This is a genomic window from Paracoccus sp. Z118, from assembly GCF_019061185.1.
Taxonomy (GTDB): domain Bacteria; phylum Pseudomonadota; class Alphaproteobacteria; order Rhodobacterales; family Rhodobacteraceae; genus Paracoccus.
Genome location: NZ_JAHQZU010000002.1, coordinates 121795 through 139782, shown reverse-complemented (window position 1 = coordinate 139782; position 17988 = coordinate 121795). Strand labels below are relative to the sequence as shown.

Here is a 17988-nt window from a genome sequence, read left to right as displayed (position 1 = left end):
TCGTGAAGCGGGCGTTTCCCGAAGGAAACGCCCGGTCCGGGTCAGAGGTCCATCAGCAGCCGGCGCGGGTCTTCCAGCGCTTCCTTGACGCGGACGAGGAAGGTCACCGCCCCTTTGCCGTCCACGATCCGGTGGTCGTAGCTCAGCGCCAGATACATCATCGGACGGATCACGATCTGGCCGCCGACCACGACCGGGCGGTCCTGGATCTTGTGCATGCCCAGAATGCCCGACTGCGGCGGGTTCAGGATCGGCGACGACATCAGCGAACCATAAACGCCGCCATTCGAGATGGTGAACGTGCCGCCCTGCATGTCGGCCATGGTCAGCTTGCCGTCGCGGGCGCGGGCGCCGAGTTCGCCGATTTCCTTCTCGATATCGGCGAAGGACTTCTGATCCGCGTCGCGCAGGACCGGCACGACCAGCCCCTGCGGGGTGCCGACTGCCACGCCCATATGGACGAAGTTCTTGTAGACCACGTCGCCGCCGTCGATCTCGGCGTTGACCTCGGGGACTTCCTTCAGCGCGTGCGAGCAGGCTTTCACGAAGAAGGACATGAAGCCCAGCTTGACCTTGTGCTTCTTTTCGAAGGCGTCCTTGTAATCCTTGCGGATGTCCATGACGCCCGACATGTCAACCTCGTTATAGGTCGTCAGGATCGCGGCGGTGTTCTGCGCGTCCTTGAGGCGGCGGGCGATGGTGGCGCGCAGGCGGGTCATCTTCACCCGTTCCTCGCGGCGCGCATCCTCGGCGCTGGACGGGGCGCGCGGCGTCTGCGCCGGGGCAGGGGCCGTCGATTGCTGTGCGGGGCGCGGCTGCGAGGCGGCGCGGGCGACGTCTTCCTTCATCACGCGGCCGTCCTTGCCGGAACCCTGAACCTGATCGCGCGACAGGCCCTGTTCGGCCATCGCCTTTTTCGCCGACGGCGCATCCTCGACATCGCCGCGCGGGGTCGTCTGCTCGGGGCCCGCGCCGGGCGAGCCGACCGCGCCTGCGGTCACGCCATCCTCGCCGCCGGAGGCGCTGCCGACCGGGTTGGCCGGCACGCCACCCGCAGCGCCTTCGGTGATGATCGCGAGCTTCGCCTTGGCGTCCACGGTCGCGCCTTCCTCGGCGAGGATCTGCGCCAGCACGCCCGAAGCCGGGGCGGGAACCTCGACCGACACCTTGTCGGTTTCCAGCTCGCACAGCATCTCGTCCTGCTGGACGCTGTCGCCGGCCTTCTTGAACCACGTCGCCACGGTCGCCTCGGTCACGCTTTCGCCGAGCGAGGGAACCATGACATCGACCGACTTGCCCGAGGCGGCCTGCGGCTGGCTGGTCTGAGCCTGCGGGGCAGCGGCGGCCGCCGCCGGGGCAGTCGCTGCCGCGCCTTCCGTGATCTGCGCGAGCAGCCCGTTCGGGCCGACCGTCTCGCCCTCGGCGGCGACGATCTCGGCCAGAACGCCGGCGACCGGTGAGGGGACCTCGACCGTCACCTTGTCAGTTTCCAACTCGCACAGCATCTCGTCCACCGCGACGGCGTCGCCGGGCTTCTTGAACCACGTCGCGATAGTGGCTTCGGTGACGCTTTCGCCCAGTGCGGGCACGCGGACTTCGGTGGTCATGCTTGCTTCTCCAGTCCCAGCGCGGCGTTCACCAGCGCCTCTTGTTCAGCCTTGTGGCGGGATGCGAGGCCGGTCGCGACCGACGCCGCGGCGTGGCGGCCGACATAGGCCGCGCGCTTGGCGCGCGCGCCGATCCGGTCCAGCACCCATTCGAGGTTCGGTTCGACGAAGCTCCAGGCACCCTGATTCTTGGGCTCTTCCTGACACCAGATCACCTCGGCATCCTTGAACCGCTCCAGCTCCTTCATCATCGAGTGGCTCGGGAATGGGTAGAACTGTTCCAGCCGCAGCAGATAGACGTCCTCGAGCCCCGCTTCGTTCCGTGCCGCGAGCAGATCGTAATAGACCTTGCCCGAACAGATCACGACGCGGCGGATCTTGTCGTCCGGGGTCAGCTGGAAATCGACCTTGCCGCGCTCTGCGTCGTCGCAGAGGACGCGGTGGAACGTCGAGCCGTTCGTGAACTCGTCCGCCGAGCTGACCGCCTGCGGATGGCGCAGCAGCGATTTCGGGGTCATCAGCACCAGCGGCTTGCGGAAGCCGCGGTGAAGCTGGCGGCGCAGGATGTGGAAGTAGTTCGCCGGGGTCGTGCAGTTGGCCACGATCCAGTTGTCCTCGGCCGACATCTGCAGCCAGCGTTCCAGCCGCGCGGACGAGTGTTCGGGCCCCTGACCCTCGAACCCGTGCGGCATCAGCATGACGAGGCCCGACATCCGCAGCCATTTCTTTTCGCCCGACGAGATGAACTGGTCGAACATGATCTGCGCGCCGTTGGCGAAGTCGCCGAACTGGGCTTCCCACAGGGTCAGGGCGTTCGGCTCGGCCATGGAATAGCCGTATTCAAAGCCCAGCACCGCATATTCCGAGAGCATCGAGTCGATGACCTCGTAACGGGCCTGCCCGCTGCGGATGTTGTTCAGCGGGTAATGGCGGTCCTCGGTCGTCTGATCGACGAAGGCGGAATGCCGCTGGCTGAACGTGCCGCGCGCCGAATCCTGCCCCGACAGGCGCACCGGGTGCCCCTCGACCAGCAGCGAGCCGAAGGCCAGCGCCTCGCCCGTCGCCCAGTCGAAGCCCTGCCCGGATTCGAACATGCCCTTCTTGGCTTCCAGCAGACGCGCCACGGTCCTGTGCATGTCGAAGCCGTCCGGCGCGCGGGTCAGCGCGGCGCCGATCTCGGCCATCGTCTGTTCCGAGATGCCGGTTTCGCCGGGATGGTATTCCTGCCCCTCGGGGCCGAGGCCCGACCATTTGCCGTCCAGCCAGTCGGCCTTGTTCGGCTTGAAGTTCTTGCCGGCCTCGAACTCGGTGTTCAGATGGGCCTGGAAGGCGGCCTTCATGTCCTCGATCTCGCCCTCGGGGATCAGCCCGTCCTTGACCAGCCGCTCGGTGTAAAGCTGCAACGTGGTCTTGTGGGCCTTGATCTCCTTGTACATCGCCGGGTTGGTGAACATCGGCTCGTCGCCTTCGTTGTGACCGAAGCGGCGATAGCAGATGATGTCGATGACCACGTCCTTGTGGAACTTCTGCCGGAACTCGGTCGCGACCTTGGCGGCGTGGACCACGGCTTCCGGGTCGTCGCCGTTGACGTGGAAGATCGGCGCCTCGACCATCAGGGCGATGTCCGTGGGGTAGGGGCTCGTCCGCGAGAAATGCGGCGCGGTGGTGAAACCGATCTGGTTGTTCACGACGACATGGATCGTGCCGCCGGTGCGATGGCCGCGGATGCCCGAAAGCTGCAGGCATTCCGCCACTACGCCCTGACCGGCGAAGGCGGCGTCGCCGTGCAGCAGCACGGGAATGACGCTGCTGCGCTGCACGGTGTCGTTCAGCTGGTCCTGCTTGGCGCGCGCCTTGCCCAGCACGACGGGGTTCACCGCCTCGAGGTGCGAGGGGTTGGCGGTCAGCGACAGGTGGACGGTGTTGCCGTCGAAATCGCGGTCGGACGAGGCGCCGAGATGGTATTTCACGTCCCCCGAGCCGTCCACGTCCTCGGGCTTGTAGCTGCCGCCCTGGAATTCGTGGAAGATCGCGCGGAACGGCTTGCCCATGACGTTGGCCAGCACCGACAGCCGGCCCCGGTGGGGCATCCCGATGGCGACTTCCTTCGCCCCCAGCGCGCCGCCGCGCTTGATGATCTGTTCCATCGCCGGGATCAGCGCCTCGCCGCCGTCGAGGCCGAAGCGCTTGGTCCCCATGTATTTGACGTGCAGGAACTTCTCGAAGCCCTCGGCCTCGACCAGCTTGTTCAGGATGGCGCGGCGGCCTTCCTGGGTGAAGGCGATCTCCTTGCCGTAACCCTCGATCCGCTCCTTCAGCCAGGCCGCCTGCTCGGGGTCCGAGATGTGCATGAACTGCAGCGCGAAGGTGCCGCAATAGGTGCGGCGCATCAGTTCCGTGATCTGGCGGATCGAGGCGACCTGAAGCCCCAGCACGTTGTCGATGAAGACCGGCCGGTCGAGGTCCGACGGGGTGAAGCCGTAGGTTGCGGGGTCAAGTTCGCCCGAGGGCGGCATCTCGCGCATCCCCAGCGGGTCGAGATCGGCGAACAGGTGCCCGCGGATACGGAAGGCGCGGATCAGCATCAGCGCGCGGATGCTGTCCAGCACGGCGCGGCGCAGCTGATCCTCGGTCGCGGCGACGCCCTTTTCCTCGGCCTTCTGGGTGATCTTCTTCATCGCGGACTTGGCGGCGGCGTCGGACGCCATCGGCCATTCGCCGGTCAGCGCGGCGGTGTTTTCATCCGCAGGCGCGGGCGGCCAGTCGGCGCGCGCCCAGCTTGCGCCCTGCGCCTGACGCACGGCCGCGCCCTGCTCGTCGCCGAGCGAGCGGAAGAATTCGTCCCAGGCCTGATCCACGGCGGCGGGATCGTTCGCCCATTGGCCGTAAAGCTGCTCGACATAGGCCGCGTTGGCCCCCTGAAGGAATGAGCTGTCGCGGAAGGCGTCGTTGGGGGATTGATCGTTCATTGCACCTGGTCCTGGCCCGGGATGAAACTTGTGGAAACGGCGCCGGGCGAAAAACGCGCGGCACCATGGATATCAGATTGTCGCCCCCGCCAGCCTAGGCGGGGGCAGCCATTCGGCCAAGTGCCTCAGCGGCCCATGGCCTTCAGCACGGCCTCGCCCAGCCCGGCGGGGCTGTCCGCGACGATGATGCCGGCGGCCTTCATCGCCTCGATCTTGCTTTCGGCATCGCCCTTGCCGCCCGACACGATCGCGCCGGCATGGCCCATGCGGCGGCCGGGGGGGGCCGTGCGCCCGGCGATGAAACCGGCGGTCGGCTTCCAGCGGCCGCGCTTCTTCTCGTCGGCGAGGAACTGCGCCGCCTCTTCCTCGGCCGAGCCGCCGATCTCGCCGATCATGATGATCGACTCGGTCTCGTCGTCGGCCAGGAACATCTCCAGCACGTCGATATGCTCCATCCCCTTGATCGGGTCGCCGCCGATGCCGACCGCCGAGGACTGGCCGAGGCCCACATCCGAGGTCTGCTTCACGGCTTCATAGGTCAGCGTGCCCGACCGGGACACGACGCCGACCGAGCCGCGGCGGAAGATGGAGCCGGGCATGATCCCGATCTTGCATTCGTCGGGCGTCATGATGCCGGGGCAGTTCGGCCCGATCAGGCGGCTGGACGAGCCTTCCAGCGCGCGCTTGACCTTCATCATGTCCAGCACCGGGATGCCTTCGGTGATGCAGACGATCAGCGGCACCTGCGCGTCGATCGCTTCCAGGATCGAGTCCGCCGCGAAAGGCGGGGGGACGTAGATGACCGAGGCGTTCGCGCCGGTTTTTTCGACGGCCTCGTGGACCGAGTTGAAGACCGGCAGGTCCAGATGCGTCGTGCCGCCCTTTCCGGGGGTCACGCCGCCGACCATCTGCGTGCCATAGGCAATCGCTTGCTCGGTGTGGAAGGTCCCCTGCGAGCCGGTGATGCCCTGGGTGATGACCTTGGTGTTCTTGTCAACGAGAATGGCCATGTGTGGCTTTCCTTGAAACTTGTGGAAGGTGGGGCAGGGCGCGGTCGCCCTGCCGTCACGATCAGCCCTTGACGGCCTTCACGATCTTCTCCGCCGCATCCGAAAGATCATCGGCGGGGATCACGTTCAGCCCGCTCTCGCGGATGATCTGTTTGCCGAGGTCCACGTTCGTGCCTTCCAGCCGCACGACCAGCGGGACTTGCAGGCCGACGTCCTTCACCGCGGCGATGATGCCCTCGGCGATGATGTCGCAGCGCATGATGCCGCCGAAGATGTTGACCAGGATGCCCTTCACGTTCGGGTCCGAGGTGATGATCTTGAACGCCTCGGTGACTTTTTCCTTGGACGCGCCGCCGCCGACGTCGAGGAAGTTCGCCGGTTCCGCGCCATACAGCTTGATGATGTCCATCGTCGCCATGGCGAGGCCCGCGCCGTTCACCATGCAGCCGATCTCGCCGTCCAGCGTGATGTAGTTCAGGTCGTGCTTGGAGGCTTCGAGTTCCTTGGGATCTTCCTCGGTCTCGTCGCGCAGGGCCATCACCTCTTTCTGGCGATACAGCGCGTTGTTGTCGAAGCTGACCTTGGCGTCCAGAACCTTGATCTGCCCCTGCTCGGTCACGATCAGCGGGTTGATCTCCAGCATCTCCATGTCGCGTTCGACGAAGACTTTATACAGCAGCTTGACCAGCGCCACGCACTGCTTGACCTGATCGCCTGACAGGCCGAGCGCGAAGGCGACCTTGCGGCCGTGGAAATCGCTGAGGCCGCTGGCCGGATCGACCGAGAAGCTGACGATCTTCTCGGGGGTGGAGGCCGCGACTTCCTCGATGTCCATGCCGCCTTCGGTGGACGCCACGAAGCTGATGCGCGAGGTCGAGCGGTCCACCAGCAGCGCGAGGTAAAGCTCGCGCGCGATGTCCGAGCCGTCCTCGATATAGATGCGGTTCACCTGCTTGCCGGCGGGGCCGGTCTGGTGGGTGACGAGGGTGCTGCCGAGCATCTGGCGCACGTTCTCGGTCACTTCCTCGATCGACTTGGCAAGGCGGACGCCGCCCTTCTCGCCGGCTTCGGCTTCCTGGAACTTGCCCTTGCCGCGGCCGCCGGCGTGGATCTGCGACTTGACCACCCACAGGGGGCCGGGCAGTTCACGGGCCTTGGCTTCGGCTTCGTCTGCGTTCAGGACGGCGCGGCCTTCGGAAACCGGCGCGCCATATTCCTTGAGCAGCGCCTTGGCCTGATATTCGTGAATGTTCATCGCGAACCCTCGCTGGAAAATCTGGCCACGGGCATCGCATATCGGCGGGCGAAAGCAAACTGTCTTGGCGGGGAAGGGCGGAGAGCGGCGCAAAAACCCGCTGACGTGATCACAGGCGGCGAGGGTGTGATCACAAGCGCCGTGCGCTTTGGTATACAGGCAATCGCCCGAGTGATTCCCTGCGCGGACACGAAAAAGGCCGCCCGTTTGCGGGGCGGCCTTCGCTTTTCGGGAATGACTTGGCGATCAGGCCAGCGAGTTGTCGATGCCCTTGCAGGCTTCCACGAGACCCTTCACCGCGTCGATGGACTTCTGCATCATCGCCTTCTCGTCGCCGTCGAGCTCGATCTCGATCACCTTCTCGATCCCGCCCGCGCCGATCACGGTCGGAACGCCGACATACATCCCGTCGAGCCCGTAGGCACCCTTCACATAGGCGGCGCAGGGCAGGACGCGCTTCTGGTCCTTCAGATAGGCTTCCGCCATCTCGATCCCGGCCGTCGCGGGGGCGTAGAAGGCCGAGCCGGTCTTCAGCAGGCCCACGATCTCGGCGCCGCCATCACGCGTGCGCTGGACGATCGCGTCCAGCTTCTCCTGCGTGGTCCAGCCCATCTTCACGAGGTCGGGCAGCGGGATGCCGGCGACGGTGGAATAGCGGGTCAGCGGCACCATCGTGTCGCCATGGCCGCCCAGCACGAAGGCGGTCACGTCGCGCATGGACACGCCGAATTCGAGGCTCAGGAAATGCCGGAAACGGGCCGAGTCCAGCACGCCCGCCATGCCCACGACCTTCTCGTGCGGCAGGCCGGAAAACTCGCGCAGCGCCCAGACCATCGCGTCCAGCGGGTTGGTGATGCAGATGACGAAGGCGTTCGGGGCGTGCGCCTTGATGCCCTCGCCCACGGCCTTCATGACCTTCAGGTTGATGCCCAGCAGGTCGTCGCGGCTCATCCCCGGCTTGCGCGGAACGCCCGCCGTCACGATGCACACGTCGGCGCCCGCGATGTCGGCGTAGTCGTTGGCGCCCTTGAAGCTGCCGTCGAAGCCTTCGGACGGGCCGGACTGCGCGATATCCAGCGCCTTGCCCTGCGGGGTGCCTTCCGAGATGTCGAACAGGACGACATCGCCCAGTTCCTTGATGGCGGCGAGATGCGCCAGCGTGCCGCCGATCTGACCGGCGCCGATCAGGGCAATCTTGGGACGAGCCATGGAAATCCTCCGTCAGGTTTGATTGCCCCGCCGATTAGTCCTTTGACCCTCGCCGCGCAAGCGCGATGCCCTCGGCCGCGCCCGCCGAACGGAAAACGGCCCGCCACGGGGGGCGGGCCGGAGCGTTGTCTGCGGTCAGTCGGTCTTATTCCTCGCCCTCGCCTTCGCCCTCGTCATCATCGCCCATCGCGGCGTCGTTGATGCCGTCCTCGGCCAGATCCGACAGGGTCTCGTCGGCGGCGGCCTCTTCCTCCAGGATCTCGTTGAGCAGGTCGGCCACGTCGTCCATGCCCAGCATCTCGGCATAGGTGCGCAGGCTGCCGTAGCGGGTGATCTCGTAATGCTCGACCGCCTGCGCGGCGAAGATGATTGCCGCGTCGCCCGCCGGGGTGCCGCCGAATTCCTTCAGCAGCGAGTCGCCTTCCTTGAGGATGCCGTCCATGGCGTCGCATTTCTCGCCGGTGGGCTTCTTGTCCATGGCCTCGAAGCATTTCTCGAGATTCTCGATCTGCCCTTCGGTTTCCTTGCGGTGCTTCTCGATCGCATCGCGCAGGTCGTCATCCTGGGCCGCCTTGGCCATTTTGGGCAGCGCCTTCAGGATCGCCTTCTCGGCGTAATACATGTCCTTCAGGCCGTGTTCGAGCAGATCTTCGAGGGTCTTGTCGGTGGTCGTCGCCATGGTCGGTCCTTCCTCGGTGCTGTGCCGGATCGGCACGGTCTGTCCACCAACCAACTGAGCCGTCGCGGGTTTCGGGCCCGCGCAAATATTCATCGGCGCGCGCGGGGCAGGCCGGGGTTGCCGCGCGGGCGGATATCGGCAAGGAGTTCGGAACAACGCCGCAGAGGATAGAAGATGAGCCTGTCACGCCCCTTCCGCTCCGTCCTTTACCTGCCCGCCGCGAATGCGCGGGCGCTGGAGAAGGCGCGCGGCCTGCCTGCCGACGCCATCATCTTCGACCTGGAGGATGCGGTCGCGCCTTCGGAAAAGATCGCCGCGCGGGCCGCGCTGCGCGAGGCATTGCAGCAGGATTACGGCCGCCGCGCCCGGATCGTGCGGATCAACGCGCTGGAAACGGAGTGGGGGCGCGAGGATGCGCGCGCCTTCGCGACCGGCGCGGATGCGGTGTTGATCCCCAAGGTGAACACGCCCGCCGATCTGGACGCGGTCGCCGCGCTGGTGCCGGAAACGCCGCTCTGGGCAATGATGGAAACGCCGCTGGGGATGCTGAACGCCGCCGCCATCGCCGCCCATCCGCGGCTGGAAGGCATGGTGATGGGCACCAACGATCTCGCCAAGGAGCTCGGCAGCCGCTTCCGTGCCGACCGGCTGGCGATGCAGGCGGGGCTGGGGCTGTGCCTGCTGGCGGCGCGGGCGCATGGGCTGGCGATCGTCGACGGCGTCTTCAACGCCTTCAAGGATGAGGACGGTCTGCGCGCCGAATGCGAGCAGGGGCGCGACATGGGTTTCGACGGCAAGACGCTGATCCATCCGGCGCAGCTTGCCATCGCGAACGAGGTCTTCGCGCCGTCGGGCGATGAGGTGACGCTCGCCCGCCGCCAGATCGAGGCGTTCGAGGAAGCGGTGGGGCAGGGCAAGGGCGTCGCCGTGGTGGACGGCAGGATCGTCGAGAACCTGCATGTCGAGACCGCCCGCCGCACGCTGGCCAAGGCCGACGCCATCGCGGCGATGGCCGGCTGAAACAGGAAAGGAACGTGACATGCTGCTGCTGATCCTCGGGGTCGCCCTCTGGTGGGGCGCGCATTTCTTCAGGCGGGCCGCGCCGGGCGCCCGCGCCGGCATGGGACAGTCGGGCAAGGGCGCTGTCGCGGCCGCGCTGATCCTGTCGGTGGTGCTGATGGTGATCGGCTACCGGGGCGCCGGGGGGCCGGTCTGGTGGGGGCCGAGCCCGATGCTCAACGGCATCAACAACCTGCTGGTGCTGATCGCCTTCTACCTGTTCGCCGCCGCCGGGGCGAAGTCGCGTGTCGGCGTCAGGATGCGGCACCCGCAGCTGACCGGCTTTGCGCTGTGGGCCTTCGCGCATCTGCTGCCGAACGGCGATCTGCCGTCCTTCGTGCTGTTCGGGGGGCTGCTGCTCTGGGCGCTGGTCGAGATGGCGGTCATCAACCGGGCCGAGCCGGGCTGGACGCCGCCGACCCGCGCGATCCCGATGCGCAAGGAATGGACCACCGCGCTTGCCGCGCTGGTCGTCTATGTCGTCGTCGGCCTGATCCACGGCTGGATCGGCCCGAACCCGTTCGGCTGAGGAGGGGAGCCCAGATGCCCGTGATCTATCGCCTGCTGACCGAGGACGACACCTCGGCCTTCTGCCACAAGATCAGCCTCGCCCTGTCGAAGGGTTGGGTGCTGCACGGCCCGCCCACCATGGCCTTCGACGCCGCCCGCGGCGTGATGCGCTGCGGACAGGCGGTCACGAAGGAGATCGGGGCCGACTACCACCCCGACATGAAGCTGGGCCAGCAATGACCAAGACCAATCCGGGCCGCTTCTTCGAGGATTACCGCGTCGGCGAGGTGATCCGCCACGCCGTCCCGCGCACGGTTTCGGGGGGCGAGCGGGCGCTTTACCACGCGCTCTATCCCGCCCGCCACGCGATCCATTCCAGCGACGAGTTCGCCCGCGCCTGCGGGCTGAAGGCCGCGCCGCTGGACGATCTGATCGCCTTCCACACGGTGTTCGGCAAGACGGTGCCCGACATCTCGCTGAACGCGGTGGCTAATCTGGGCTACGCGCAGGGGCGATGGCTGGCGCCGGTCTGGCCCGGCGACACGCTGCGCGCGGAATCAGAGGTGATCGGCCTGCGCCAGAACTCCAACGGCAAGTCCGGGACGGTCTATGTCCGCACGCGCGGGCTGAACCAGTCGGACGAGGCGGTGCTGGACTATGTGCGCTGGGTGATGGTCCGCAAACGCGACCCGGAAGCCCCCGCGCCAAAGGCCGTGGTGCCCGATCTGCCGCAGGTGGTGCCTCCCGATTCGCTGGCGATCCCGGCGGGCCTGGATTTCACCCGCTACGACTTCACCTTTGCGGGCGAGCCGCATCGCTGGGGCGACAACGCGGTGGGCGAGATCATCGACCATGTGGACGGCGTGACGGTCGAGGAGGCCGAGCACATGCTCGCCACCCGGCTGTGGCAGAACACCGCCAAGGTCCATTTCGACGCCACCTTCCGCGAGGACGGGCGGCGGCTGATCTATGGCGGCCATGTCATCAGCCTGGCGCGGGCGCTGTCCTTCAACGGGCTGGCGAACGCGCAGTTGATCGTGGGGCTGAACGGCGGCGCGCACGCCAACCCCTGCTATGCGGGCGATACGGTGCGGGCCTGGTCCGAGGTGCTGGACAAGGCCGAAACCGACGCGCCGGGCGTCGGCGCGATCCGCCTGCGGCTGGTCGCGCATACCGGGCGGGCGGGCGATCACGCGCTGCGCGGCGAGGATGGCCGCTACGCCCCGCATGTGCTGCTGGACCTCGATTACTGGGCGCTGATGCCGCTGTGACCGAGTCCCGCGCTGTGCGCCGTGCCTGTGATCACGCGAGCCCCGCTCGTGATCACAACCGGCGGGAAAATGCGGATATCCGCCTTGGCTCTGGCGCGGCGGCGTGACAGCGGGCATAACCGGCGCTAGACGACCGCAAATCCAGCCAGCCCGCCCCGCTGCACCGCAGCGCCGCCGGGCGCCAATGACAGGAGCGCCCCATGGGTGACATCCCCCGCGGCAACCGGCCGCTGTCCCCGCATCTGCAGGTCTATCGCCTTCCCATCTCGGCCGTGACCTCGATCCTGAACCGCGCCACCGGCCACGCGATGCTCGCGGGCGTGCTGCTGCTGGTCTGGTGGCTGGTCGCCGCCGTCACCAGCGAGCGGGCGTTCCTGACCGCCGACTGGGTGCTGCGCTCGTGGTTCGGCTTCATCGTGCTGGTCGGCTCGCTGTGGTCGCTGTGGTTCCACTTCCTCGCCGGCATCCGCCACTTCTTCTACGATGCGGGCCACATGCTGGAAATCGACCAGGGGCAGAAGACCAGCTGGGCGATCATCTGGGGCTCGGTGATCCTCACGGTCATCAGCCTGCTTCTGTTCTTCTTCGGCTGAGAGGGCTTCCCATGCGCTACATCACCCCGCTGAAGGCCGCCAAGGGGCTGGGGGCCGCCGGGCCCTCGACCGGCACCCTGCATCACTGGACGCTGACCGTCACCTCGGTCGGGCTCGCGATCCTGACCCCCGCCTTCCTGCTGGTCATGGGCAGCGCCATCGGCCTGCCCCGCGCGGGCGTGCTGGCCTATTTCAGCCAGCCCTATCCCGCCATCGTCACCGCGCTGTTCCTGATTGTGGGGATGTATCACTTCGTGAAGGGCACCCGGAACATGATCGACGACTATCTCGACGGGACCGAGCGCAAGGTCGCGATCATCTTTTCCGAAATCTTCGGCTGGGCCGTCATTGCCGCCGCCGGCTACGCGCTGGCCCGGATGGCGCTGACCGCCATCATTCTCTGAGAGGCCGTTCATGTCCGCATCCGCCGCATATCCGTATGAAACGCATGATTACGACGTGGTCGTCGTCGGGGCAGGGGGCGCGGGTCTGCGCGCCACGCTCGGCATGGCCGAACAGGGGTTGAAGACCGCCTGCGTCACCAAGCTGTTCCCGACCCGCTCGCACACCGTCGCGGCGCAGGGCGGCATCGCCGCATCCCTGGGCAACATGGGCCCCGACAGCTGGCAGTGGCATCTTTACGACACTGTCAAGGGCTCGGACTGGCTGGGCGATACCGACGCGATGGAATATCTCGCGCGGGAAGCCCCCAAGGCCGTCTACGAGCTGGAACATTACGGCGTGCCGTTCTCGCGCACCGAATCCGGCCGCATCTACCAGCGCCCCTTCGGCGGCCACACGACCGAATACGGCGAGGGCCCGCCCGTGCAGCGCACCTGCGCCGCTGCCGACCGCACCGGCCACGCGATCCTGCACACGCTGTATGGGCAGAGCCTGAAGGAAAAGGCCGAGTTCTTCATCGAATACTTCGCCATCGACCTCATCATCACGGATGGCGTCTGCACCGGCGTCGTCTGCTGGAAGCTGGATGACGGCACGATCCACGTCTTCAACGCCAAGATGGTGGTGCTGGCGACCGGCGGTTACGGCCGCGCCTATTTCAGCGCGACCTCGGCTCATAGCTGCACCGGCGACGGCGGCGGCATGGTGGCCCGCGCCGGGCTGCCGCTGCAGGACATGGAGTTCGTGCAGTTCCACCCGACCGGCATCTACGGCTCGGGCTGCCTCATCACCGAAGGGGCGCGCGGCGAGGGCGGCTATCTGACCAACTCGGAAGGCGAGCGGTTCATGGAGCGCTACGCCCCGACCTACAAGGACCTGGCCTCGCGCGACGTGGTGTCGCGCTGCATGACGCTGGAAATCCGCGCCGGCCGCGGGGTGGGACCGGACAAGGACCACATCTTCCTGCATCTGTCGCATCTGCCGCCGGAAACGCTGCATGAGCGCCTGCCGGGCATCAGCGAAAGCGCCCGCATCTTCGCCGGCGTGGACCTGACGCGCGAGCCGATCCCGGTGCTGCCGACCGTCCACTACAACATGGGCGGGGTGCCGACGAACTACTGGGGCGAGGTGCTGGCGCCGACGCCGGACAATCCCGACGCCGTGTTCCCCGGCCTGATGGCGGTGGGCGAGGCGGGCTGCGCCTCGGTCCACGGGGCCAACCGGCTCGGCTCGAACAGCCTGATCGATCTGGTGGTGTTCGGCCGCGCCGCCGCGATCCGCGCGGGCGAGGTCATCGACCGCGACGCTTCCATCCCCGGCACCAACAAGGCCGAGGTGGACCGCGCCCTGTCCCGCTTCGACATGCTGCGCCATGCCAATGGCGGCACCCCGACCGCGAAGCTGCGGCTGGAGATGCAGCGCACCATGCAGGCCGACGCCGCCGTGTTCCGCACCGACAAGACGCTGGCGGAAGGGGTCGAGAACATGAGCCGGATCGCCGCGCAGATGGCGGACCTTAAGGTCACCGACCGCAGCCTGATCTGGAACAGCGACCTGATGGAAACGCTGGAGCTGACGAACCTGATGCCGAACGCGCTGGCGACCATCATCGCCGCCGAGGCGCGCAAGGAATCGCGCGGCGCTCACGCTCATGAGGACTATCCTGAGCGGGACGACGCCAACTGGCGCAAGCACTCCCTTGCGTGGGTGGAAGGGAATGATGTCAAACTCGCGTATCGCCCTGTTCATCTGGAGCCGCTGACAACGGCCGAGGAAGGCGGGATCGACCCCAAGAAGATTGCTCCGAAAGCGAGGGTTTACTGATGCGCCTGTCCTTCCCCGTCATTGCCGCCGCCGCGCTTGCGCTGTCGGGCTGCGTCGCCGCCGTTCCCGTCGGCACCGTGCCGGCGCCGGTCGTCGTGACCCCGGCCCCGTCCGGCGTCAGCGGCGCCACCCGCGCCGCCGCGAGCCAGGTCGTCAACGTCGAGATGGCCCGCCGCCTGCCGGGCCGCAACGTCGCGCCCTATACGGCCTGCGTCCTCGACAACGCGACCCAGGCGGAAATCGCCGATCTCGCGACCCTCTCGGGTCAGGCCGGGGCCGCCGACGCGGTGGCCGGGATCGTGCGCCGGTCGGGCACGACCGCCTGCATCTCGCGCGTGTCGGTCGCCTGATGATGCGCGGGCGCGCCATCCTTGCAGCGGCGGCCCTGTCGCTGGCGGGGCTGGCCGCCTGCGGCCCGCAGACGGTCGCGCAGGCCGAACGCAGTTGCATGGACGACGCGCGGCTCGCCATCCACCCCCGCACCGAAGTCGCGCTGGGGATCGGCAGCGGCGGCCGCAGCGCCGTCGGCATCTCGACCTCGCTGTCCTCGGATTACCTGACGGGGCGCGATCCCGCCGACGTGTTCGACCGCTGCGTCCTGCGGCGGTCGGGCGAACTTCCCACCCGCCCGCTGGCCGCCCAGCCGGGATGGAGGGGTTAGACGATTTCCGCCGGGGCATTCGCGCCGGTTCGACCCACGTGATGTCGGCCAACTGAGTGGCCCCGCAGACCGAAGGACAAGATCATGGTCCAGTTCAACCTTCCCAAGAACAGCCGCGTCACGGTGGGCAAGACCTGGCCCAAGCCCGAGGGCGCGACCCGGCTCAAGCGGTTCAATATCTACCGCTACGACCCGGAGACGGGGGCAAATCCGCGGATCGACACCTACTGGCTCGACCTCGACAAATGCGGGCCGATGGTGCTGGACGCGCTCATCAAGATCAAGAACGAGATCGACCCGACGCTGACCTTCCGCCGGTCCTGCCGCGAGGGGATCTGCGGCTCCTGCGCCATGACCATCGACGGCGGCAACCATCTCGCCTGCACCTGGGGCATCGACGAGGTGAAGGGCGACCTGAACATCTATCCGCTGCCGCACATGCCGGTGGTCAAGGACCTGATCCCGGACCTGACGCATTTCTACGCCCAGCATGCCAGCGTGAACCCCTATCTGATGACCGAAACGCCCGCCCCGACGAAGGAATGGCGGCAGTCGATCGAGGACCGCAAGAAGCTGGACGGGCTCTATGAGTGCATCATGTGCGCCTGCTGCTCGACGGCCTGCCCGTCCTACTGGTGGAACGGCGACCGCTATCTCGGCCCGGCGGCCCTGCTGCACGCCTATCGCTGGATCATCGATTCCCGCGACGAGGCGACGGGAGAGCGGCTGGACGCGCTGGAAGATCCGTTCAAGCTGTATCGCTGCCACACGATCATGAACTGCACCAACACCTGCCCCAAGGGTCTGAACCCGGCCAAGGCGATCGGGGCGATCAAGCACATGATGGTGGATCGGGCGGTCTGACCTGCCCTGCCTCAAACCGCGCAAGGCCGCCCGTTTGGGCGGCCTTTTGCTTGCGCGGGCGGGCTTTGTGGCGGGAACGTGACGTCATGCCACTGGCTTTTGCTGCAACGCAGCACGATATGGGGCGTTGGGAGGAGAAGGTAAGCAACAGAGAAGATCAATGTCCCATACCCCCGTTCCGTTCACTAAACGTCCCGCCGCCAACGCGCCGACCGCGCAGCAACGCGCGCTCGCCGTGCTGGACCAGATGTTCGCCTATTACGACTACGAAGCGCCGGTCGTCGCCGAGGATTACAGCCGCGCGGCCTGAGCCGCGTCAGCCATCGTCCTCGCGCATCTGCTCCTGCAGGTAGCGCTCGAAATCATCCAGGTCGATCGGGTCGAGTTGCCCGAACGACCTCATCCAGACCGAGGCGCCCCGCATCCCGTCGGGGTCCAGCATGCACCAGGTGATCCGGCCGCGGCGTTCCTGCCGGATCAGCCCGGCCGCCGCCAGCGTGGCCAGGTGCTTCGAGATCGCCGCAAGGCTGATGCCGAACGGCTCGGCCACGTCGGTCACGGCCATGTCGTCCTCCAGCAGCATCGACAGGATCGCCCGCCGCGTCGGATCGGCGAGGGCGGAGAAAACCGCATCCAGATCAACAGGCAGGGCAGGGCGGTCGGACAGCGGCTCTTCTTTCATGTTCAACTGAACGGTTGAATGATGGCGCGCGCGCCGCGTGGCCGCAAGGCCGGCCGGCCCATCCGCCAGCTTAGCAATATCAAGTACTTGCGACGGTTCCCCCGCGCGGTTGACTCCCGCAGCGGCTGCCCCTATCAGCACCGCAATCGAAGCGAGGATGCCGGGCGTGGGCAAGGACAGCCAGCACGACACGGACCGCGCCGCCGACGCCGAACGCCTTCGGGCGCTGGAAGCAGGGCTGGCGCGCGCGCGTGGAGAGAAGCTGCCCATCGTGTCGGGCGGGGACAAGTATCACCAGGCCAACAACGCCTGGCGGATGGTGATCGAACTTGTGGCCGGTCTGGGGATCGGCTTCGGGATCGGTTACGGGCTGGACCGGCTTTTCGGCACGCTGCCGATCCTGCTGGTCGTCTTTACCCTTCTGGGCTTTGCGGCCGGGGTGAAGACGATGCTGCGGACGGCGGCCGAGCTGAGCGGCCCGCCCGCAAAGAAAACGCCGGACAGTCCGGCAGAGAACACGCCGGATCATCCGGCAGGCGACACGCCGGCAGGGCCGGCCAGGACGAAGGGGACGCAGCGTGGCGACTGAAGCGGAAACGGGTCTTGTCTTCCACCCGATGGACCAGTTCATCGTGACGCCGCTGTTCCGCGACATCGTGCCGGGCACCTGCAATCCCGCCGCCGGACTGACCGATGGCTGCGTGCGCTGGTATGAGCCGACCAACGTCACCCTGTGGCTGGCGATCACCGTCATCGCCATCTTCGCGCTGTTCATGCTGGGCACCCGCGGCCGGGCGCTGATCCCGTCGCGCGTCCAGTCGATCGCCGAGCTGAGCTACGGCATGATCCACAAGATCGTCGAGGATGTCGCGGGCAAGGAAGCCCTGAAATACTTCCCGTATGTCTTCACGATGTTCACCTTCGTGCTGTTCGCGAACTTTCTCGCGCTGATCCCGATGTCATTTTCCACCACCTCGCATATCGCCACCACGGCGGTGCTGGCGCTGCTGGTGTTCCTCGGCGTGACGATCCTCGGCTTCGTCAAGAACGGGGCGCGTTTCCTCGACCTGTTCTGGGTCCGCTCGGCCCCGCTGGCGGTTCGCCCGGTGCTGGCGCTGATCGAGGTGATCTCGTATTTCGTGCGCCCCGTCAGCCACTCCATCCGACTTGCCGGCAACATCATGGCGGGCCACGCGGTGCTCAAGGTGTTCGCGGCCTTCGCCGCCATCGTCTGGGTCGCGCCGGTGTCGATCCTGGGCATTGTCGCGATGTATGCGCTGGAAGTGCTGGTCTGCGCCATCCAGGCCTATGTCTTCACCATGCTGACCTGCGTCTATCTCAAGGACGCGCTGCATCCCTCGCACTGACGGTCAGTCCCCCACCACCCTCTCTT

Annotated in this window: 20 protein-coding genes; 13 read left to right on the top strand and 7 right to left on the bottom strand. The window is 67.0% G+C overall.

Features of this window, described 5'->3' with window-relative positions; translation table 11 throughout:
- Nucleotides 1-41 precede the first annotated feature (41 nt).
- The 6 genes from odhB to KTN05_RS02215 form a co-directional block, all read right to left on the bottom strand.
- Entirely contained in the window at nucleotides 42-1607 is a 1566-nt protein-coding gene (odhB, locus tag KTN05_RS02240) for a 2-oxoglutarate dehydrogenase complex dihydrolipoyllysine-residue succinyltransferase (protein ID WP_217327744.1), read from the bottom strand.
- Nucleotides 1604-4576 (bottom strand): 2-oxoglutarate dehydrogenase E1 component, encoded by a 2973-nt coding sequence (locus KTN05_RS02235; protein WP_217327743.1) that lies wholly within the window; start codon nucleotides 4574-4576, stop codon nucleotides 1604-1606. Before KTN05_RS02235 ends, odhB begins: the two co-directional genes overlap by 4 nt.
- A 125-nt stretch (nucleotides 4577-4701) precedes the next feature.
- Complete coding sequence (gene sucD, locus KTN05_RS02230; RefSeq protein WP_217327742.1) at nucleotides 4702-5586, bottom strand: succinate--CoA ligase subunit alpha; 885 nt, start codon at nucleotides 5584-5586, stop codon at nucleotides 4702-4704.
- 61 nt (nucleotides 5587-5647) lie between these two features.
- Entirely contained in the window at nucleotides 5648-6841 is a 1194-nt protein-coding gene (gene sucC / locus KTN05_RS02225; RefSeq protein WP_217327741.1) for an ADP-forming succinate--CoA ligase subunit beta, read from the bottom strand.
- Between the two features lie 246 nt (nucleotides 6842-7087).
- Nucleotides 7088-8050 carry a malate dehydrogenase gene (gene mdh, locus KTN05_RS02220; protein WP_217327740.1) on the bottom strand — a complete coding sequence of 321 codons (963 nt, stop codon included), beginning with the start codon at nucleotides 8048-8050 and terminating at the stop codon, nucleotides 7088-7090.
- Nucleotides 8051-8195: 145 nt separating this feature from the next.
- Complete coding sequence (locus tag KTN05_RS02215; protein ID WP_217327739.1) at nucleotides 8196-8729, bottom strand: ferritin-like domain-containing protein; 534 nt, start codon at nucleotides 8727-8729, stop codon at nucleotides 8196-8198.
- Nucleotides 8730-8903: 174 nt separating this feature from the next.
- Between KTN05_RS02215 and KTN05_RS02210 the strand changes: the two genes are divergently transcribed.
- From KTN05_RS02210 to KTN05_RS02160, 11 genes are all read left to right on the top strand, one after another.
- Nucleotides 8904-9749: a CoA ester lyase gene (locus KTN05_RS02210; RefSeq protein ID WP_217327738.1), complete on the top strand. Its 846-nt coding sequence runs from the start codon at nucleotides 8904-8906 to the stop codon at nucleotides 9747-9749.
- Between the two features lie 19 nt (nucleotides 9750-9768).
- Nucleotides 9769-10317, top strand: a complete 549-nt coding sequence (locus KTN05_RS02205; RefSeq protein WP_217327737.1) for an NnrU family protein — start codon at nucleotides 9769-9771, stop codon at nucleotides 10315-10317.
- Nucleotides 10318-10331: 14 nt separating this feature from the next.
- Nucleotides 10332-10538 (top strand): DUF1737 domain-containing protein, encoded by a 207-nt coding sequence (locus KTN05_RS02200; protein ID WP_217327736.1) that lies wholly within the window; start codon nucleotides 10332-10334, stop codon nucleotides 10536-10538.
- A complete protein-coding gene (locus KTN05_RS02195) occupies nucleotides 10535-11569 on the top strand; it encodes a MaoC family dehydratase (protein ID WP_217327735.1) in 1035 nt (344 codons plus the stop codon). The genes KTN05_RS02200 and KTN05_RS02195 overlap by 4 nt, the downstream gene beginning before the upstream one ends.
- Nucleotides 11570-11769: 200 nt before the next feature.
- Complete coding sequence (sdhC, locus tag KTN05_RS02190) at nucleotides 11770-12162, top strand: succinate dehydrogenase, cytochrome b556 subunit (protein WP_217327734.1); 393 nt, start codon at nucleotides 11770-11772, stop codon at nucleotides 12160-12162.
- Between the two features lie 11 nt (nucleotides 12163-12173).
- Complete coding sequence (locus tag KTN05_RS02185; protein ID WP_217327733.1) at nucleotides 12174-12566, top strand: succinate dehydrogenase, hydrophobic membrane anchor protein; 393 nt, start codon at nucleotides 12174-12176, stop codon at nucleotides 12564-12566.
- A gap of 10 nt (nucleotides 12567-12576) precedes the next feature.
- Entirely contained in the window at nucleotides 12577-14388 is a 1812-nt protein-coding gene (gene sdhA, locus KTN05_RS02180; protein WP_217327732.1) for a succinate dehydrogenase flavoprotein subunit, read from the top strand.
- Complete coding sequence (locus KTN05_RS02175) at nucleotides 14388-14738, top strand: hypothetical protein (protein WP_217327731.1); 351 nt, start codon at nucleotides 14388-14390, stop codon at nucleotides 14736-14738. The genes sdhA and KTN05_RS02175 overlap by 1 nt, the downstream gene beginning before the upstream one ends.
- Nucleotides 14738-15049 carry a hypothetical protein gene (locus tag KTN05_RS02170; protein WP_217327730.1) on the top strand — a complete coding sequence of 104 codons (312 nt, stop codon included), beginning with the start codon at nucleotides 14738-14740 and terminating at the stop codon, nucleotides 15047-15049. Before KTN05_RS02175 ends, KTN05_RS02170 begins: the two co-directional genes overlap by 1 nt.
- A gap of 84 nt (nucleotides 15050-15133) precedes the next feature.
- On the top strand, nucleotides 15134-15913 hold the full coding sequence (locus KTN05_RS02165; protein WP_217327729.1) for a succinate dehydrogenase iron-sulfur subunit: 780 nt from the start codon (nucleotides 15134-15136) through the stop codon (nucleotides 15911-15913).
- Nucleotides 15914-16073: 160 nt separating this feature from the next.
- The gene (locus KTN05_RS02160) at nucleotides 16074-16223 is read left to right on the top strand and encodes a hypothetical protein (RefSeq protein WP_217327728.1); all 150 of its coding nucleotides are present in this window, start codon (nucleotides 16074-16076) and stop codon (nucleotides 16221-16223) included.
- A 6-nt stretch (nucleotides 16224-16229) separates the two neighbouring features.
- Here KTN05_RS02160 and KTN05_RS02155 read toward each other — a convergent pair whose 3' ends face one another.
- On the bottom strand, nucleotides 16230-16595 hold the full coding sequence (locus KTN05_RS02155) for a helix-turn-helix transcriptional regulator (RefSeq protein ID WP_217327881.1): 366 nt from the start codon (nucleotides 16593-16595) through the stop codon (nucleotides 16230-16232).
- Nucleotides 16596-16752: 157 nt separating this feature from the next.
- Here KTN05_RS02155 and KTN05_RS02150 point away from each other — a divergent pair, with 157 nt between their 5' ends.
- Nucleotides 16753-17184, top strand: coding sequence for an AtpZ/AtpI family protein (locus KTN05_RS02150; protein ID WP_217327727.1), 432 nt, complete (start codon nucleotides 16753-16755; stop codon nucleotides 17182-17184).
- Nucleotides 17174-17962, top strand: a complete 789-nt coding sequence (locus tag KTN05_RS02145; protein ID WP_371823252.1) for a F0F1 ATP synthase subunit A — start codon at nucleotides 17174-17176, stop codon at nucleotides 17960-17962. Before KTN05_RS02150 ends, KTN05_RS02145 begins: the two co-directional genes overlap by 11 nt.
- The last annotated feature ends 26 nt before the right edge of the window (nucleotides 17963-17988 follow it).

What these genes read in the sequence shown, in the direction of transcription:
- odhB (WP_217327744.1), bottom strand. Translation starts at nt 1,607, where the DNA reads ATGACCACCGAAGTCCGCGTGCCCGCACTGGGCGAAAGCGTCACCGAA.
- KTN05_RS02235 (WP_217327743.1), bottom strand. Translation starts at nt 4,576, where the DNA reads ATGAACGATCAATCCCCCAACGACGCCTTCCGCGACAGCTCATTCCTT.
- sucD (WP_217327742.1), bottom strand. Translation starts at nt 5,586, where the DNA reads ATGGCCATTCTCGTTGACAAGAACACCAAGGTCATCACCCAGGGCATC.
- sucC (WP_217327741.1), bottom strand. Translation starts at nt 6,841, where the DNA reads ATGAACATTCACGAATATCAGGCCAAGGCGCTGCTCAAGGAATATGGC.
- mdh (WP_217327740.1), bottom strand. Translation starts at nt 8,050, where the DNA reads ATGGCTCGTCCCAAGATTGCCCTGATCGGCGCCGGTCAGATCGGCGGC.
- KTN05_RS02215 (WP_217327739.1), bottom strand. Translation starts at nt 8,729, where the DNA reads ATGGCGACGACCACCGACAAGACCCTCGAAGATCTGCTCGAACACGGC.
- KTN05_RS02210 (WP_217327738.1), top strand. Translation starts at nt 8,904, where the DNA reads ATGAGCCTGTCACGCCCCTTCCGCTCCGTCCTTTACCTGCCCGCCGCG.
- KTN05_RS02205 (WP_217327737.1), top strand. Translation starts at nt 9,769, where the DNA reads ATGCTGCTGCTGATCCTCGGGGTCGCCCTCTGGTGGGGCGCGCATTTC.
- KTN05_RS02200 (WP_217327736.1), top strand. Translation starts at nt 10,332, where the DNA reads ATGCCCGTGATCTATCGCCTGCTGACCGAGGACGACACCTCGGCCTTC.
- KTN05_RS02195 (WP_217327735.1), top strand. Translation starts at nt 10,535, where the DNA reads ATGACCAAGACCAATCCGGGCCGCTTCTTCGAGGATTACCGCGTCGGC.
- sdhC (WP_217327734.1), top strand. Translation starts at nt 11,770, where the DNA reads ATGGGTGACATCCCCCGCGGCAACCGGCCGCTGTCCCCGCATCTGCAG.
- KTN05_RS02185 (WP_217327733.1), top strand. Translation starts at nt 12,174, where the DNA reads ATGCGCTACATCACCCCGCTGAAGGCCGCCAAGGGGCTGGGGGCCGCC.
- sdhA (WP_217327732.1), top strand. Translation starts at nt 12,577, where the DNA reads ATGTCCGCATCCGCCGCATATCCGTATGAAACGCATGATTACGACGTG.
- KTN05_RS02175 (WP_217327731.1), top strand. Translation starts at nt 14,388, where the DNA reads ATGCGCCTGTCCTTCCCCGTCATTGCCGCCGCCGCGCTTGCGCTGTCG.
- KTN05_RS02170 (WP_217327730.1), top strand. Translation starts at nt 14,738, where the DNA reads ATGATGCGCGGGCGCGCCATCCTTGCAGCGGCGGCCCTGTCGCTGGCG.
- KTN05_RS02165 (WP_217327729.1), top strand. Translation starts at nt 15,134, where the DNA reads ATGGTCCAGTTCAACCTTCCCAAGAACAGCCGCGTCACGGTGGGCAAG.
- KTN05_RS02160 (WP_217327728.1), top strand. Translation starts at nt 16,074, where the DNA reads ATGTCCCATACCCCCGTTCCGTTCACTAAACGTCCCGCCGCCAACGCG.
- KTN05_RS02155 (WP_217327881.1), bottom strand. Translation starts at nt 16,595, where the DNA reads ATGAAAGAAGAGCCGCTGTCCGACCGCCCTGCCCTGCCTGTTGATCTG.
- KTN05_RS02150 (WP_217327727.1), top strand. Translation starts at nt 16,753, where the DNA reads ATGCCGGGCGTGGGCAAGGACAGCCAGCACGACACGGACCGCGCCGCC.